13 protein-coding genes and 1 pseudogene are annotated in these 13520 nt (G+C 71.6%); 7 read left to right on the top strand and 7 right to left on the bottom strand.

The features are described 5' to 3' along the window. The first annotated feature begins 1 nt into the window (after position 1). Together QFZ58_RS19200 and QFZ58_RS19195 are read left to right on the top strand one after the other, a co-directional pair. On the top strand, positions 2-661 hold the full coding sequence (locus QFZ58_RS19200; RefSeq protein ID WP_307128919.1) for an FMN reductase: 660 nt from the start codon (positions 2-4) through the stop codon (positions 659-661). A gap of 112 nt (positions 662-773) precedes the next feature. Continuing rightward, a complete protein-coding gene (locus QFZ58_RS19195) occupies positions 774-1196 on the top strand; it encodes a universal stress protein (protein WP_307126129.1) in 423 nt (140 codons plus the stop codon). 69 nt (positions 1197-1265) lie between these two features. Here QFZ58_RS19195 and QFZ58_RS19190 read toward each other — a convergent pair whose 3' ends face one another. Together QFZ58_RS19190 and QFZ58_RS19185 are read right to left on the bottom strand one after the other, a co-directional pair. Continuing rightward, positions 1266-1421 carry a hypothetical protein gene (locus QFZ58_RS19190; RefSeq protein WP_307129099.1) on the bottom strand — a complete coding sequence of 52 codons (156 nt, stop codon included), beginning with the start codon at positions 1419-1421 and terminating at the stop codon, positions 1266-1268. A 28-nt stretch (positions 1422-1449) separates the two neighbouring features. Then, positions 1450-1863: a hypothetical protein gene (locus QFZ58_RS19185; RefSeq protein WP_307126128.1), complete on the bottom strand. Its 414-nt coding sequence runs from the start codon at positions 1861-1863 to the stop codon at positions 1450-1452. Positions 1864-1990: 127 nt separating this feature from the next. Between QFZ58_RS19185 and QFZ58_RS19180 the strand changes: the two genes are divergently transcribed. From QFZ58_RS19180 to QFZ58_RS19170, 3 genes and pseudogenes are all read left to right on the top strand, one after another. After that, positions 1991-2857, top strand: coding sequence for a hypothetical protein (locus QFZ58_RS19180; RefSeq protein WP_307126127.1), 867 nt, complete (start codon positions 1991-1993; stop codon positions 2855-2857). Between the two features lie 122 nt (positions 2858-2979). Continuing rightward, entirely contained in the window at positions 2980-3921 is a 942-nt protein-coding gene (locus tag QFZ58_RS19175; protein ID WP_307126126.1) for an NADP-dependent oxidoreductase, read from the top strand. Positions 3922-4024: 103 nt separating this feature from the next. Continuing rightward, positions 4025-4268: pseudogene (locus QFZ58_RS19170) on the top strand (DUF2630 family protein). Between the two features lie 9 nt (positions 4269-4277). On the opposite strand, the gene QFZ58_RS19165 reads toward QFZ58_RS19170, so the two are convergent. From QFZ58_RS19165 to QFZ58_RS19155, 3 genes are all read right to left on the bottom strand, one after another. Further along, positions 4278-4679: an RNA-binding S4 domain-containing protein gene (locus QFZ58_RS19165; protein WP_307126125.1), complete on the bottom strand. Its 402-nt coding sequence runs from the start codon at positions 4677-4679 to the stop codon at positions 4278-4280. A 39-nt stretch (positions 4680-4718) separates the two neighbouring features. Next, entirely contained in the window at positions 4719-6398 is a 1680-nt protein-coding gene (locus tag QFZ58_RS19160) for a hypothetical protein (protein ID WP_307126124.1), read from the bottom strand. Positions 6399-6476: 78 nt separating this feature from the next. Further along, complete coding sequence (locus tag QFZ58_RS19155) at positions 6477-6731, bottom strand: hypothetical protein (protein ID WP_373428568.1); 255 nt, start codon at positions 6729-6731, stop codon at positions 6477-6479. Between the two features lie 288 nt (positions 6732-7019). Here QFZ58_RS19155 and QFZ58_RS19150 point away from each other — a divergent pair, with 288 nt between their 5' ends. Both QFZ58_RS19150 and metG read left to right on the top strand, forming a co-directional pair. Beyond that, positions 7020-8651: a VWA domain-containing protein gene (locus tag QFZ58_RS19150; protein ID WP_307126123.1), complete on the top strand. Its 1632-nt coding sequence runs from the start codon at positions 7020-7022 to the stop codon at positions 8649-8651. A 352-nt stretch (positions 8652-9003) separates the two neighbouring features. After that, positions 9004-10617, top strand: coding sequence for a methionine--tRNA ligase (gene metG, locus QFZ58_RS19145; RefSeq protein WP_307126122.1), 1614 nt, complete (start codon positions 9004-9006; stop codon positions 10615-10617). Positions 10618-10679: 62 nt separating this feature from the next. Here metG and QFZ58_RS19140 read toward each other — a convergent pair whose 3' ends face one another. Together QFZ58_RS19140 and aspS are read right to left on the bottom strand one after the other, a co-directional pair. Continuing rightward, positions 10680-11432 carry a hypothetical protein gene (locus tag QFZ58_RS19140; protein ID WP_307126121.1) on the bottom strand — a complete coding sequence of 251 codons (753 nt, stop codon included), beginning with the start codon at positions 11430-11432 and terminating at the stop codon, positions 10680-10682. Positions 11433-11700: 268 nt separating this feature from the next. Next, positions 11701-13518: an aspartate--tRNA ligase gene (aspS, locus tag QFZ58_RS19135; protein WP_307126120.1), complete on the bottom strand. Its 1818-nt coding sequence runs from the start codon at positions 13516-13518 to the stop codon at positions 11701-11703. Positions 13519-13520: the final 2 nt, after the last annotated feature.

Here is a 13520-nt window from a genome sequence, read left to right as displayed (position 1 = left end):
CGTGCTCACCACCGCCCCCCTGAAGATCGTGGCCGTGGCCGCCGGGCTCAGCAGCCCCTCGTCCACCCGGCTGCTGGCCGACCGGCTGGCCGGGGCAGCCCGCGAGCGGCTGACCGCCGACCAGGACCGCCGGGTCGAGGTGCAGGTCGTCGAACTGCGCGACCTGGCCGTCGACATCGCCAACCACCTGGTCACCGGCTTCCCGCCGGGCGGACTGAAGGCGGCGATCGACGCCGTGACAGGCGCGGACGGGCTGATCGCCGTGACGCCCGTCTTCGCCGGTTCGTACAGCGGGCTGTTCAAGTCCTTCTTCGACCTCATCGAACCCACCGCCCTGACCGGCAAGCCCGTCCTCGTCGCGGCGACCGGCGGTACCCCCCGCCACTCGCTGGTCCTGGAACACGCGCTGCGTCCGCTCTTCGCCTACCTACGGGCGGTCGTCCTGCCGACCTCCGTGTACGCGGCCTCCGAGGACTGGGGCTCGTCCGGCGACGAGTACACCGAGGGACTGCCGTCCCGGATCCGGCGCGCGGGCGGCGAGCTCGCCTCCGCCGTCACCGGGCGGACCGTCTCCGGGGCGTCCCGGGCGCCCACGCTCGACGACGGCGAGGAAGCGGTCGTGCCGTTCGAGCAGCAGCTCGCCGCGCTGCGCGCCGGCTGAGCGGGACACCGGTGGCCGACGAGGCCACCGATGTCCGTTTCGCCTCGGGTTGTGCTGAGTGGACGCATGTGAGACACATGCCGGAAGCGCTCGGCACCAGGTGGAGGCGGACATGGGCAGGATCGTCGTCGGTGTGGACGGCTCGGACGCGTCGATCAGGGCGTTGCGCTGGGCCGTCCGTCAGGGCGAGCTGACCGGCGACGAGGTCGAGGCGGTCAACAGCTGGGAGTACCCCGCGACCAGCTGGGCGTCGATGATGCCGGGCATGCCGGAGGACTTCGACCCGCAGGCGGTGGCGACCGTGGCACTGACCGAGGCGCTGGAGGAGGCCCTGGGCGCCGAGGGCGCGGCAGCCGTCGGGAAGGTCGTCGTCATCGGCAACCCGGCACTGTCCCTGCTCGAGCGGTCCCGGGGCGCGAACCTGCTGGTCGTCGGCGCACGCGGCTACAGCGGCTTCAAGGCGACCCTGCTCGGCTCGGTCAGCCTCCACGTCACCCAGCACGCCTCCTGCCCGGTCACGGTCGTCCACGACTAGGCACGGCCGCTGCGGCCCCGCCCTTCCGCCCCCCGGCCGGCACCTGGGGACGGGAGGAGCGCCGCGGACTCAGAGGGCGACGACGTCGGCGACGACACAGGCCACGTTGTCGGGTGCGCCCGCCGCACCGGCCAGTGCGACCAGATCGCGTACGGCCGCGTCGGGCCCGTCCGCCTCCTCGGGGCGTACGACGTCACGGTGCGGTCGCCGGGCCGGCGACCGCACCGTGACAGGAGTCCGGAAGGCGGGGCGTTCACTCCTCGCGGGTGTGGAAGACGTAGTACGCCATGCACAGCATTCCTGCGGCGACCACCAGTCCGAGCACGGTCGACGCCAGGACACTGTTGTCGTGCAGGCTGTACAGGTAGCCGATCGCGGCTCCCGACAGTGCGCCGTAGGCCGCGGCGCGTAGTTCGCGCGGCAGCGCGCGCTGCATCCGGCCCAGCGCGAAGCAGAGGGCGGCGAAGCCCGCTCCGGAGACGACACCGAGCCAGATCTGCCCGTCCGTGGTCGTCCCGCCGTCCCGCCGGATGAAGAAGGCCCAGAAGCCGAGGATGACGCCCAGCGTGACCGGCACCGCCCAGGCGAGCGGGGTGTGCCGGTGCCGTGCCGGGGTGCGCGCACGCGCGCGTCGTCCACGCGCCGGCATCGTTGCGTGAGTGGCCATGGCGGACAACTCCCTTTCTTCTCCCCGTCCCTCTGTTCCTCCAGAGCACACCCGGCCGCGCCGCCCGGCAACTCGAATGGGCTACGGCCTGCGGCGCCCGGCCGCCCCGGGGGATTGGCTGGGGACTGTGCGGACCTATCTCTCAGCGGCTCTGTCGGCGGTACTGCTCGTCCTGCTCGCCGTCCTGGTCCCGGTGAGCGCCCTGTCCGCCTGGGTCGACCTCGAGATCGACGACACCGACCGGTACCTCGCAGCCGTCTCGCCCCTGGCCTCCGACGCGGACGTGCAGGACACCGTGGCCACACTGATCAGCGACGAGGCGATGCGGAACATCGACGCCGGCCCGCTGCAGGACACCGTCGCGGAGTTCCTGCGGAAGACCGCGCGCTCCTTCACGACGACCGAGGCCTTCCGGCGGGCCTGGGACGCCGCGAACCGGACGGCGCACGAGGCCGTGACGGACGCACTGCACGAGGACGGGGGACCGGCGGTGACCATCGCCCTGGCGCCCGTGATCCAGGGGGTCAGGGAGGAACTGATCAGCAGCGGTGTGCCGTTCGCCGATCAGATCCCCGTCCGGCAGACCTCGATCACCGTACTGTCCGCCGATAGGGCGGACGACCTGCGCACCTCGTTCCGGTGGCTGCGGTACTGCGGCGTCTGGCCTGCCGTCGGCACGGTGGTCCTGCTCGTCCTGGTCCTCGGGCTCGCGGTGGTGGAGGGCGGGGCACGGGCCGGGCTCGGCGCCGCCGCCGTGGTGGGGGGCGGGTTCGTCCTCGGCGCGGTCCTGCTGCGCGTCGCGGTCGCCGTGGGCCGCGGCCGGGCGCTGGACCAGGTGCCGGGCGGCGACCGGGACGGAGCCGCGGCCGTGTACGACGCGCTCACCGCCTCGCTGCGGACGACGGTGTGGATCGTGCTGCTGGCGGGGGCGGTGCTGCTGGTCGGCGGAGCGGTGGGCAGGTTCCTGGCGATGCGAAGCCGTACGGCGCGGTAGGGGAAGCGGGTGCCGGGGGCCGGGCAGCGCGGGTGTGTGGGCCGGGGGCCCGACGTGCGCGGGTGCGTGGGCCGGGCGAGAGTGGATGCGAGAGAGTCGGGGGCGACCGAGAGGCCGGCCGTATGCGAGCCATCGCTGTCAGCGCGTTCGGTGCGGAGCCGTGCCCCGTCGAGGTGCCGAAGCCGGACCCCGGTGTGGGTGAGGTGCGCGTGAAGGTCGAGTACGCGGCGCTCAACCCGCTCGACCGGCAGATCTGCGACCGGGCCCCGGACGGGGCCGGCTCCTCGGCGTACCCGCTGATCCTGGGAGCCGACTTCGCGGGCCGGGTGGACATGATCGGCCCCGGTGAGAACCCGTTCCGGGTCGGCGACCCCGTCTTCGGCCGGGTGACGGTGACGCCTCCGGGGCGGTGCGGGGCCTACAGCGAGTACGTGTGCGTCCCTCAGAACTCCCCGATCACCCATGTTCCGCGCGACCTGCCGCTCCAACTCGCCGCCGCGCTCCCGACGGCCGGGGGGACCGCCGCCCAGATCCTGGGAGGCACGGCGGTACGCAGCGGCCTGAGCCTGCTGGTCGTCGGTGCGGCGGGCGGAGTCGGGAGCTTCCTGACGCAGCTGGCCGCAGCTCGCGGCATCACGGTCGTCGCGGCGGTACGGGGCGACGAGGGCAGACGGATGAAGGCGCTCGGGGCCACGGCCACCATCGACACGAGCCTCGCCGACGGGACGCTGGACGCGGCGGTGAAGGAGCTGTACCCGGGCGGGGTGGACGCCCTCGTCGACCTGGTGTCCACCCGTCCGGCCGCCTTCGCCGCACATGCCGCCCTGGTGCGTGAGGGCGGTGTCGCGGTCACCACCCGCGGGGCCGCCGCACCGGCGGGCGTCGCCTGGGTCGACTTCCGGTTCGCCCCGACGGCCGGCCTGCTCGACGAGCTGGCCGCCGCGGCCGCGTGCGGGGAGCTGAGCGTGCCCGTCGACATGGAGCTCCCTCTGGAGAAGGCCCCACAGGCACTGGTCCAGAACCGTGCGGGCGGCGCGCGGGGGAAGACCGTCTTCACCATCTGAACCGACGGACACGCCCCCGCAGGACACCCGACGCGACCGCAGGAAAACCGACGGCGCCGCAGGAACCCGAAGGAACCGCCGTACACCGACCCGGGAGAGGCACATGGGCGACCAGGACATCTTCGAGAGCATCGACGAGCTGGTCTCCGGAGGAGCGCGACCTGCGCTCCCGCTCGACCGTGGACGGACTCTCCCCCGAGGAGCGGGCACGGCTGCGGGAGGTCGAGGTCCGGCTGGACCAGTGCTGGGACCTGCTGAGGCAGCGTCGCGCACTCAGTGAGTACGGGGAGGACCCGTCGGCGGCGAGGGTCCGTCCCGCCGACGAGGTGGAGGGGTACGAGAGCTGATCAGCCCCGTCAGGGCTTGTCCCACCGGTCCTGGAGCCGTTCCAGCTCCCGGCGGTCCCGCTTGGTCGGGCGGCCCGCGCCCCGGTCGCGGACCGGGACCTGGAGAACCGCCTCGCGCGGCGGCGGGGGCGGACTGTTGTCGACGAAGCACTCCACCGCCACCGGCGGCCCGACGCGCTTCTTCACGATCTTCGACACGACGACGATCCGGTCCCGGCCCGCGTGCCGGAGGCGCACCTCGTCTCCCGTGTGCAGCGCCTGGGCGGGCTTGGCCCGCTCGCCGTTGACCCGAACATGCCCCGCCCGGCAGGCGGCGGCCGCCTGCGACCGCGTCTTCGTCAGCCGGACCGACCAGATCCAGACGTCGACCCGGACGCTTCCCTCCGCCTGCGGCGCCTCACCGGAAACCATGGAACCGACTGTAGTCCGGTGAGGCGCCCCGGCGTGAGGTCAGGAGCCGAAGCCGCCGATGACATCGCTCATCTCGTAGCTGTACAGCTCACGCTTGCAGACGCCGCACCTGCTCGGCGCGTGCTCACTCAGCGACCACAGCTTCGGGGTGAGTCCGTCGCCCCGGCCGTGCGCGAGGTACAGGTCCTCCGGGCCGAAGGCGCTCTGCAGGATCTTCGGGTTGCCGACGAGCCGGGTCGTGCCGTCGACCGACTGCGGGGTGGCCTGGAGGAGCCGCCCGTTGTCGTAGCCGTTGCTGCGGTGGAAGTACCACGTGCCCTCGTAGCGCGTGACGCCCTGGATCTTGTGCCAGAGCTTCTCGCCGCCGAACTCGCCGTCGCCCGGCAGCCCGTAGGCGAGGTCTGCGGCGGCGGCCGTCCCTGAAGCGCCTTCCACGGCCGCCGTGAGCGCGCTCATGGGGTAGGTGGCGACCCGGCCGGGGCTGGTCCCCCCGTTGTTGGTGTTGCAGTACTCACCGAGGATCAGGTGGTCCGTGTCCGTCCGGTCCAGCGAGATGTAGGAGGCCTTCGGACGGCCGGTGGCGTAGCACTGGTTCCCGCTGGTGGTGCCGCCGTTCTTCGCCGTGGTGAAGTTCAGGGTGGCGATCTGGGGCATCACGTACCGGTAGCCGTATCCGTACCAGACGTTGCTCTGACGGCCGATCCGCTTCTTGTCCTGGACGTCGCTGACCAGGCCGTCCGGCGTGGGATCGTCGACGGCGGCGTCGTCGTCGGGGTTGAGGTCCATGATCTTGCGCAGATCGAAGACGCGCATGCCGTTGGCGGTGTCCGCGACGTACAGGTAGTTGCCGTACCAGACCATTCCACCCGCGTGGATGCCGTTCTGCGCCTTGCAGGAGGCCGTCACGCCGGAGGCCGCGGTGCACGTGCCCTCGCTCGCGTGCAGGGCGTCGAAGGAGATGTGGTCCTTGGAGTTGACGTAGGGCCAGACGAGTAGCACGTGGCGGTACTTCTTCGTCGCCTGGTTGAAGAAGCTGACCCGGATGCCCTTCTCGTTGCAGGCGTCCGACGCGGAACCCCCGAGGCAGTTGTCGCGGTTCTCCGCGTAGTCGCTGCGGCCCGGGTTCACCGCGTCGTACCCCCCGACGGCCAGGGGCTCGGCGTTCGACGTGCCCCAGTCCTCGTCCTCCTGTGCGTCCGAGACGCCGGTGATGGCCTGAGGGACCCATTCGGACGAGGTGGCGTCGTCGTCCTCCCAGCAGACGCGGGGCGCGGCCACCAGGTCGGGGCCGTAAATACCCGTGTCTCCGCAGTCGGTGTTCCAGTCGGCGTTTCGGTTGGCCTGCTCCATGAGCTCGGTCAGGCCCTGCTTCGGCAGCGCGGCGCCGAGGTCACCCACCAGCCCGGACAGGCCGGTACCGGCTGCCAGCCGGAAGTCACCTGCCCGGCCGGGAACGGGCGCGGCCTGCAGCCCGGCGCTCTCCCGGGCGGAGGGAGCCGCCGCCGGTCCGGCCAGGTCGTCCTGCTCGCCCTCGGGCTCGTCCGCGAAGCCGTCGTCGGGCATGCCCTCGTGGCCGGGTACGGGATCGTCGGCCGCCGCGGGCGGGGAGGAGTGTGGGGCCGTGGCGGCCGCCCCTGCGGCCGGTACCAGCGCGGACAACAGTGCTCCCGCTGCCACGGCGCAGGCCGCGAGGCGTGCTCTGCGGGGTGTTCGTCCCATGTGACGGCCCTTCGTGAGTGTGCGCGTATGTGCCGGCCCGCATGCCTGAGTGGGCATCAGGTGCACCGGCCGGTCACGCTACCCATGCGGCGGGGCTCCCGTGACGAGCGGGATCCGGACACCGCTGCCGTCGAACTCGCCGCCGGAGGGCGGCTTGCCCGACCCGTCGGACTCCGCGGCGGGCACGACGTCGCCGGTCAGTTGGGCGGCGTTCGGCGCGCCCTCGTCCAGCAGCGTGAGGGTGTGCTCGGGGGCGGCCCGCCGGTTGCCCTGCTTCATCCGCTGCCCGGGGACGAACTCGGCGGTGGCGGCAGGTCGGCGCAGAGCGTCCACCCGGGTGCCGGCCGATGAGCGGCAGCAGACCGCGCACGTCTTCGCCCCTTCCGTCCCGCGTGACGGTAGGTGCGCATCCACGCGATGCGTGGGACCGGCGGCGAACGGCGGGTGAAGTCCGGGTCCGCCGGTGTGGGAGAGTCCGTTACCGGAGCCGCTCGACGCGGGGCGGGCCGCGCCACCGAACGGCCGGATCCGGCCGCTAACCTTACGTATCCGCCCTGGCCAGGGAGCAATTCCCGCAGTACGGACATTAATCGCACCCAACTCATGCGAAAGGCCTCGCCCATGGGCATTCGGAGCTTGCTGCGCAAGGTGTTCGGCCGCACGGAGCAGGACGAGCCGACCACGGCCACCGTCCCGCCCCAGGCCGATCGCACCCAGCCCACGGAGCCGGAGCCGGAGACCCCTTCGGCAGCCGAGCCCGCGAAGGCCTCGGTATCGGCCCCGGCCTCCCTCTCCTCGGACCGGTCCACCGACGCGCGTGAGGGCGGACCGGCCTCGGACCTGGTGGCGGCGGCCTTCGACAAGGCAGCCGCCACGTCCGCGTCCCCGTCGGCCTCCGCACCCGCGCCGACGGTTCCGGCCCAGGGGCCGGACCCGGATGCCAGGAAGGCCGACGCGGACACGAAGAAGGCGGAGACGAAGGCGGACCCGGAGACGGCGGACGCCACCGTCACGCCGGAGCCCGCCGTCGTCACGCCGATCACGATCGACATGGACCCGGAGCCGGAGACGGAAGCGGAGCCGGAGCCCGTCGCGGACGCCGGGGCCGGCGAAGCGAAGGCCGGTACGGACGCCGAGGCCGACGCGCCGACGAGCGAGCCGGACGCGGAGGCCGACGCGCCGAAGGCACCGTCCGAGGCACCGGTGGAGGCACCGTCCGGGACGACTGCGGCTGCGGCTGACGACCCGGCCGTCTCCGCCGACACGACCCCGGACGCCGACACGACTTCGGACGCCGAGACCGAGCAGGAGCCCGCCGCCGAGGCCGCTGCCGCGCCTGCGCGCGCGGAGATCGAGGCCGAGGCCGAGCCGGATACGGCTGCCGAAGCCGCCCCGGAGGTCACCGACGAGGCCCCGAAGCCGGAGGCGGCCGAGGAAGCCCGGGAGGCCGCCGCCGAGCCGGCGCCCGAGCCCCCGACCACGGCAGAGACGGCAGAGCCGGCGACCGGGCCCACCCCGGCACCGGTCGAGGCAGCCGCCGAGGCCAAGCCCTCCCCCGCGCCCAGGCCCGCCGTCACCCAAGCCCGCGTCAAGGCCGCCGCGCCCGAGCTCGTCGCCCCCTACAAGGCGGCGCAGACCGCGCTCAAGACCCAGGGACTGACCGGGCTGCGGGCCACCGTGTACCTCGTCCTCGACCGGTCCGGGTCCATGCGGCCGTTCTACAAGGACGGCAGCGCCCAGCACCTGGGCGACCGCACCCTGGCCCTGGCCGCGCACCTGGACGCGAACGCCACCGTGCCCGTCGTCTTCTTCTCGACCGACATCGACGGCACCGGGGCCATCGACCTCGGCGCGCACGAGGGGCGGATCGACGAGCTGCACGCCGGCCTCGGCCGGCTGGGACGTACCAACTACCACCGGGCCGTCGAGGAGGTCGTGGCGCACTACGAGAAGTCCGGGGCGGCCGGACCGGCACTCGTGATCTTCCAGACGGACGGGGCCCCGGACGCCAAGCAGGCAGCCAGGCAGGCCCTGGCGGACGCGGCACGGCTGCCGCTTTTCTTCCAGTTCGTCGCGTTCGGCGACGAGGACGCGAAGGCCTTCGAATTCCTGCGCAGGCTGGACGTCGAGAACGCCGGGTTCTTCCACGCAGGCCCCGCGCCCCGCGAGGTCGCCGACGCGAAGTTCTACAGGGCCGTGCTCGCCGGACTGCCCGCCTGGGCCGCCACCCGCGGAATCGTCGCCGGGGACTGATCCACCGGAGCCGTACGGTCACGGCGAGCCCTCCCTCGGGAGCGGGCACCGCCGTGACCGTGGGCCGCGAGCCATCGTGATCGACCGTACGGGCGACAGACCGGGCCCCGGCCCGTCCGGCCACCCCTCATCGCGCCGGAACGGCCGGAAGGGACCGCCGACGTCGCCCTGGGCGACCACGGGTCCGGTGTGCGGACCTCCAGGGCCCGTCCGCCGGCAGCGCCGCCCGGACCCGGATCGCGGCCCGCTGCGTGGCCGGCGGGGTGCGCAGCATGTTCCGCGGAACCCTCCGCGTCGTGAGCCGCCTTTATCGATGTGAGGGGATCTTCCACGGACCGTTAGGATTTCGACCATGGCGGCCACTGGATCCGAGAAGCAAGGGGGCGACGGCGTGAAGAGTTTCTACGTATCGACCCCCATTTACTACGTCAACGACGCTCCTCACCTGGGCCACGCCTATACGACCGTCGCAGGCGACGTGCTCACGCGCTGGCACCGTCAGCGCGGCGAGAAGGTGTGGTACCTCACCGGCACGGACGAGCACGGTCAGAAGATCATGCGCACGGCCGAGGCGAACGACGTCACGCCCCAGGCCTGGTGCGACAAGCTCGTCGAGGAGTCCTGGAAGCCCCTCTGGGAGCACCTCGACATCGCGAACGACGACTTCATCCGTACGACGGAGAAGCGGCACACCGACCGTGTGCAGGAGTTCGTGCAGGACCTGTTCGACAAGGACCAGATCTACAAGGGCGGCTACGAGGGCCCGTACTGCGTGGGCTGCGAGGAGTACAAACTCCCCGGCGACCTGATCGAGGCCGAGGACGGCACGAAGCTGTGCCCGGTCCACAAGAAGCCGGTGGAGATCCTCAAGGAGGAGAACTACTTCTTCAAGCTCAGCGAGTACGGCCCGAAGCTGATGGAGTTCTACGCGGCCAACCCGGGCTTCATCCAGCCCGAGTCGGCGCGCAACGAGATCGTGAACTTCGTCAAGCAGGGCCTGCAGGACCTGTCGATCTCACGTTCCACGTTCGACTGGGGCGTCCCGGTGCCGTGGGACCCGAAGCACGTCATCTACGTGTGGATCGACGCCCTGCTCAACTACGCGACAGCGGTGGGCTACGGCGCCAACCAGGAGAAGTTCGACAGCACCTTCCCGGCGGACGTGCACCTGATCGGCAAGGACATCCTGCGCTTCCACTCGGTCATCTGGCCGGCCATGCTGATGGCGCAGGGACTGCCCCTGCCCGGCAAGGTCGTCGCCAACGGCTGGCTGATGGTCGGCGGCGAGAAGATGTCGAAGTCGAACCTGACCGGCATCAAGCCCCAGGACCTGACCTCCCACTTCGGCGTGGACGCCTACCGCTGGTACTTCCTGCGGGCCATCGCCTACGGCAGTGACGGCTCGTTCTCCTGGGAGGACTTCAGCGCCCGGTACACCTCCGAGCTCGCCAACGACTACGGCAACCTCGCCTCGCGCGTCGCGGCCATGGTCGGCAAGTACTTCGGGGGCGCGCTCCCGGAGGCCACGGCGGCCGGGGACGCCGAGCGAGCGGTCCAGGAAGGGCTGGCCGAGGCCGTCGCCGTCGCCGACCGGAAGATCGGCGAGGAGCTGGACTTCCAGGGCGGCATCCTGGCGATCTTCGACTTCGTGAAGCAGGTCAACGGCTACATCACCGAGCAGGAGCCCTGGAAGGTGGCCAAGGACACGTCGCCGGAGGGCCAGGCCCGGCTCGCGACCATCCTGTACACGGCGGCCGAGTCGCTGCGCGGTGTCGCGGTCCTGCTGAACGCCGTGATGCCGGACACCTCGCAGAAGCTGTGGGATTCCCTGGGCGCCGAGGCGTCCCTGGGCGCCCTGGCCGACCAGCGGGTCCAGGACGCGGGCCGGTGGGGCAGGCTGCCCGTCGGCGTGACGGTGACGAAGGGCGCGGTGCTCTTCCCGCGCCTCGAGGAGAAGCCGGCGTAACCGCCGTCACGCACGGAGGGCCCGGGACCTGTATCGGTCCCGGGCCCTCCGTCCGTACGGGGTCATCGACCCAGCGACGCGGCGTCCCCCATGACGATCACCGGGTACTTCGCCGGGTCCAGGGTGCGCAGCAGGTCCCTCATCCTGTCCTCGGGAAGCGAGACGCAGCCCTGGGTGGGGCCGCCGTGGTCCACGTGGAGCCAGATGCCGCCGCCCCGCTCCTCGCCGAGCGGCCGGTCGCGGTCCAGCGGGCTCGTACCGGGGGTGCGGTTGTAGTTGATGGCGACGACGTAGTCGAAGGAGCCGTCCAGCGGCTCGCCCAGGAAGCCCTCACCGCTGACGTCGAACCCCGACTGTTCGTCGTACGGGAGGAGCGCACCGGGGTCCGGCAGACGGCCGCCCGCGTCGGTGAGCCCGAACACCCCGACGGGGGAGCGGAGATCGCTCGCCACATGGTGGTCCGTCCAGCCCTTCATGCCGTTGTGGGCGGTCCATGGTCCCGCCTCCGGTCTCCAGCCCAGTGCGGGATCGTCGCGGGTGTAGAGCACGACCGAGGAGCGGTTGAGGTCCGGGCCCTGTCCGGTCACCACGACGGCCTGCCTGGCGGTGGCCGGGATCTGCACTCTGGTCAGCGGGCCCAGCCCCGGGATCTTCCGGGGCGGGGCGAGGACCACCGGAGAGGGTGACGGAGCCGCCGAAGCCTCGGGACCGGCCACGACACGCGGCGAGGCCGTCTTCGCCGCACCGGCGGAGCAGCCGATGACCAGCAGGAACAGGGCTACGAGAAGGGCATACGGGCGACGAGGGACGGACACGGTACGGAACTCCTCGATGGCAGGGCGACAGGTCTCCTTCGGTGCCAGTCTTTGCCGAACCCGCCGGTAGCGAACCGGAACCGGGGCCATCCGGCTGTACCTGGAGCCGCTGTCCGTGTACCCGCCCTCCGGCAGCCTGCGCGCGGATGCCCGTACGCACGCCAGGCCGCCCCGGCCGTCGGCCTCCCGGGGCGGCTCCCACGTGAAACAGCCCCTGACCGGTGGTCAGGGGCTGTTTCACGTTGAACCGAAGCGGAACCTCTGACGCCTACTTCGCGCCGGTGTCCCTCGCCACCGAGTCCTTCGCCTCGGCCTTGTCCTTCGCCGGTGCGGCCGGCTTGCGGAGCTGGATGTTCAGCTCGCGCAGCCGGGTCTCGTCCAGCACGGTCGGGGCACCCATCATCAGGTCCTGGGCGTTGCCGTTGAGCGGGAAGGCGATCGTCTCGCGGATGTTGGGCTCGTCGGCGAGCAGCATGACGATGCGGTCGACGCCCGGGGCGATGCCACCGTGCGGCGGGGCGCCGAGACGGAAGGCGCGGAGCATGCCCGCGAACTCGTGCTCGACGGTCTCACGGTCGTACCCGGCGATCTCGAAGGCCTTGATCATCAGCTCGGGCTCGTGGTTACGGATGGCGCCCGAGGACAGCTCGATGCCGTTGCAGACGATGTCGTACTGCCAGGCGAGGATGTCCAGCGGGTCCTTCGTCTCCAGGTCCTCCAGGCCGCCCTGGGGCATGGAGAAGGGGTTGTGCGAGAAGTCGATCTTCCCCGTCTCCTCGTCCTTCTCGTACATCGGGAAGTCGACGACCCAGCAGAACCGGAAGACGCCTTCCTCGAAGTGGCCGGCACGCTTGGCGGCCTCGACGCGGACGGCGGACATGATCTTGGAGACCTCGTCGAACTCGCCGGCGCCGAAGAAGACCGCGTGGCCGGGAGCGAGGGAGAGTCGCTCGGTGAGGGTCTTGACGTCCGTCTCGGTGAGGAACTTGGCGATCGGACCGGCCAGCGTGCCGTCCTCGCCGACGCGGACCCAGGCGAGGCCCTTGGCGCCGTGCTCGACCGCGTACTCGCCGAGACCGTCGAAGAACTTGCGGGACTGGCCCGCGGTGTCCGGCACCGGGAGGGCGCGGACGTGCTTGCCGGCGAACGCCTTGAAACCGGAGTCAGCGAACACGTCGGAGATGTCGACGAGCTCCAGCTTGGCGCGCAGGTCCGGCTTGTCGTTGCCGTACTTCAGCATCGACTCGCGGAACGGGATGCGCGGGAACGGCGAGGTGACGTGGCGGCCGTTGCCGAACTCCTCGAAGAGCTCGGTCATCAGCTTCTCGATCGGGCGGAAGATGTCCTCCTGCTCGACGAACGACATCTCGACGTCGAGCTGGTAGAACTCGCCGGGCGAGCGGTCGGCGCGGGCGTCCTCGTCGCGGAAGCACGGCGCGATCTGGAAGTAGCGGTCGAAGCCGGAGATCATCAGCAGCTGCTTGAACTGCTGCGGCGCCTGGGGCAGCGCGTAGAACTTGCCCGGGTTCAGGCGGGACGGGACGACGAAGTCGCGGGCGCCCTCGGGGGAGGTCGCGGTGAGGATCGGCGTCGCCATCTCGTTGAAGCCGAGGGCCACCATCTTGGAGCGGATGGAGGCGATCACGGCCGAGCGCAGCATGATGTTGCGGTGCATACGCTCGCGGCGCAGGTCGAGGAAGCGGTATTCGAGGCGCCGCTCCTCGTTGACCCCGTCCTCGGTGTTGATCGTGAAGGGCAGCGGGCCGGCCTCGCCCAGCACCTCGACCTCGGTGACCTCGATCTCGATCTCACCGGTCGGGAGCTCCGGGTTGACGTTCTCGGCACCGCGCGCGGAGACCTTGCCGTCGATCCGTACGACGGTCTCCTTGGTCAGCTTCGCCAGGGCGTCGTTGCCGGGAGTGCCGGGGCGCGCGACGAGCTGCACCAGACCGTAGTGGTCACGCAGATCGATGAAGAGGATGCCGCCCAGGTCTCGGCGATTGTGCAGCCAGCCGCTCAGCCGGACGTCGGTGCCGACGTCAGAGGCGCGGAGCTCGCCGCAGGTGTGGGACCTGTACCGATGCATCG

The organism is Streptomyces sp. B1I3, assembly GCF_030816615.1.
Classification (GTDB): Bacteria; Actinomycetota; Actinomycetes; order Streptomycetales; family Streptomycetaceae; genus Streptomyces.
This window is presented reverse-complemented; position numbering and strand designations above follow the sequence as displayed.

Coding starts and splice junctions, on each gene's coding strand:
- QFZ58_RS19175 (WP_307126126.1), top strand. CDS start 2,980: ATGCGAGCCATCGCTGTCAGCGCGTTCGGTGCGGAGCCGTGCCCCGTC.
- metG (WP_307126122.1), top strand. CDS start 9,004: ATGGCGGCCACTGGATCCGAGAAGCAAGGGGGCGACGGCGTGAAGAGT.
- QFZ58_RS19150 (WP_307126123.1), top strand. CDS start 7,020: ATGGGCATTCGGAGCTTGCTGCGCAAGGTGTTCGGCCGCACGGAGCAG.
- aspS (WP_307126120.1), bottom strand. CDS start 13,518: ATGCATCGGTACAGGTCCCACACCTGCGGCGAGCTCCGCGCCTCTGAC.
- QFZ58_RS19165 (WP_307126125.1), bottom strand. CDS start 4,679: ATGGTTTCCGGTGAGGCGCCGCAGGCGGAGGGAAGCGTCCGGGTCGAC.
- QFZ58_RS19185 (WP_307126128.1), bottom strand. CDS start 1,863: ATGGCCACTCACGCAACGATGCCGGCGCGTGGACGACGCGCGCGTGCG.
- QFZ58_RS19160 (WP_307126124.1), bottom strand. CDS start 6,398: ATGGGACGAACACCCCGCAGAGCACGCCTCGCGGCCTGCGCCGTGGCA.
- QFZ58_RS19195 (WP_307126129.1), top strand. CDS start 774: ATGGGCAGGATCGTCGTCGGTGTGGACGGCTCGGACGCGTCGATCAGG.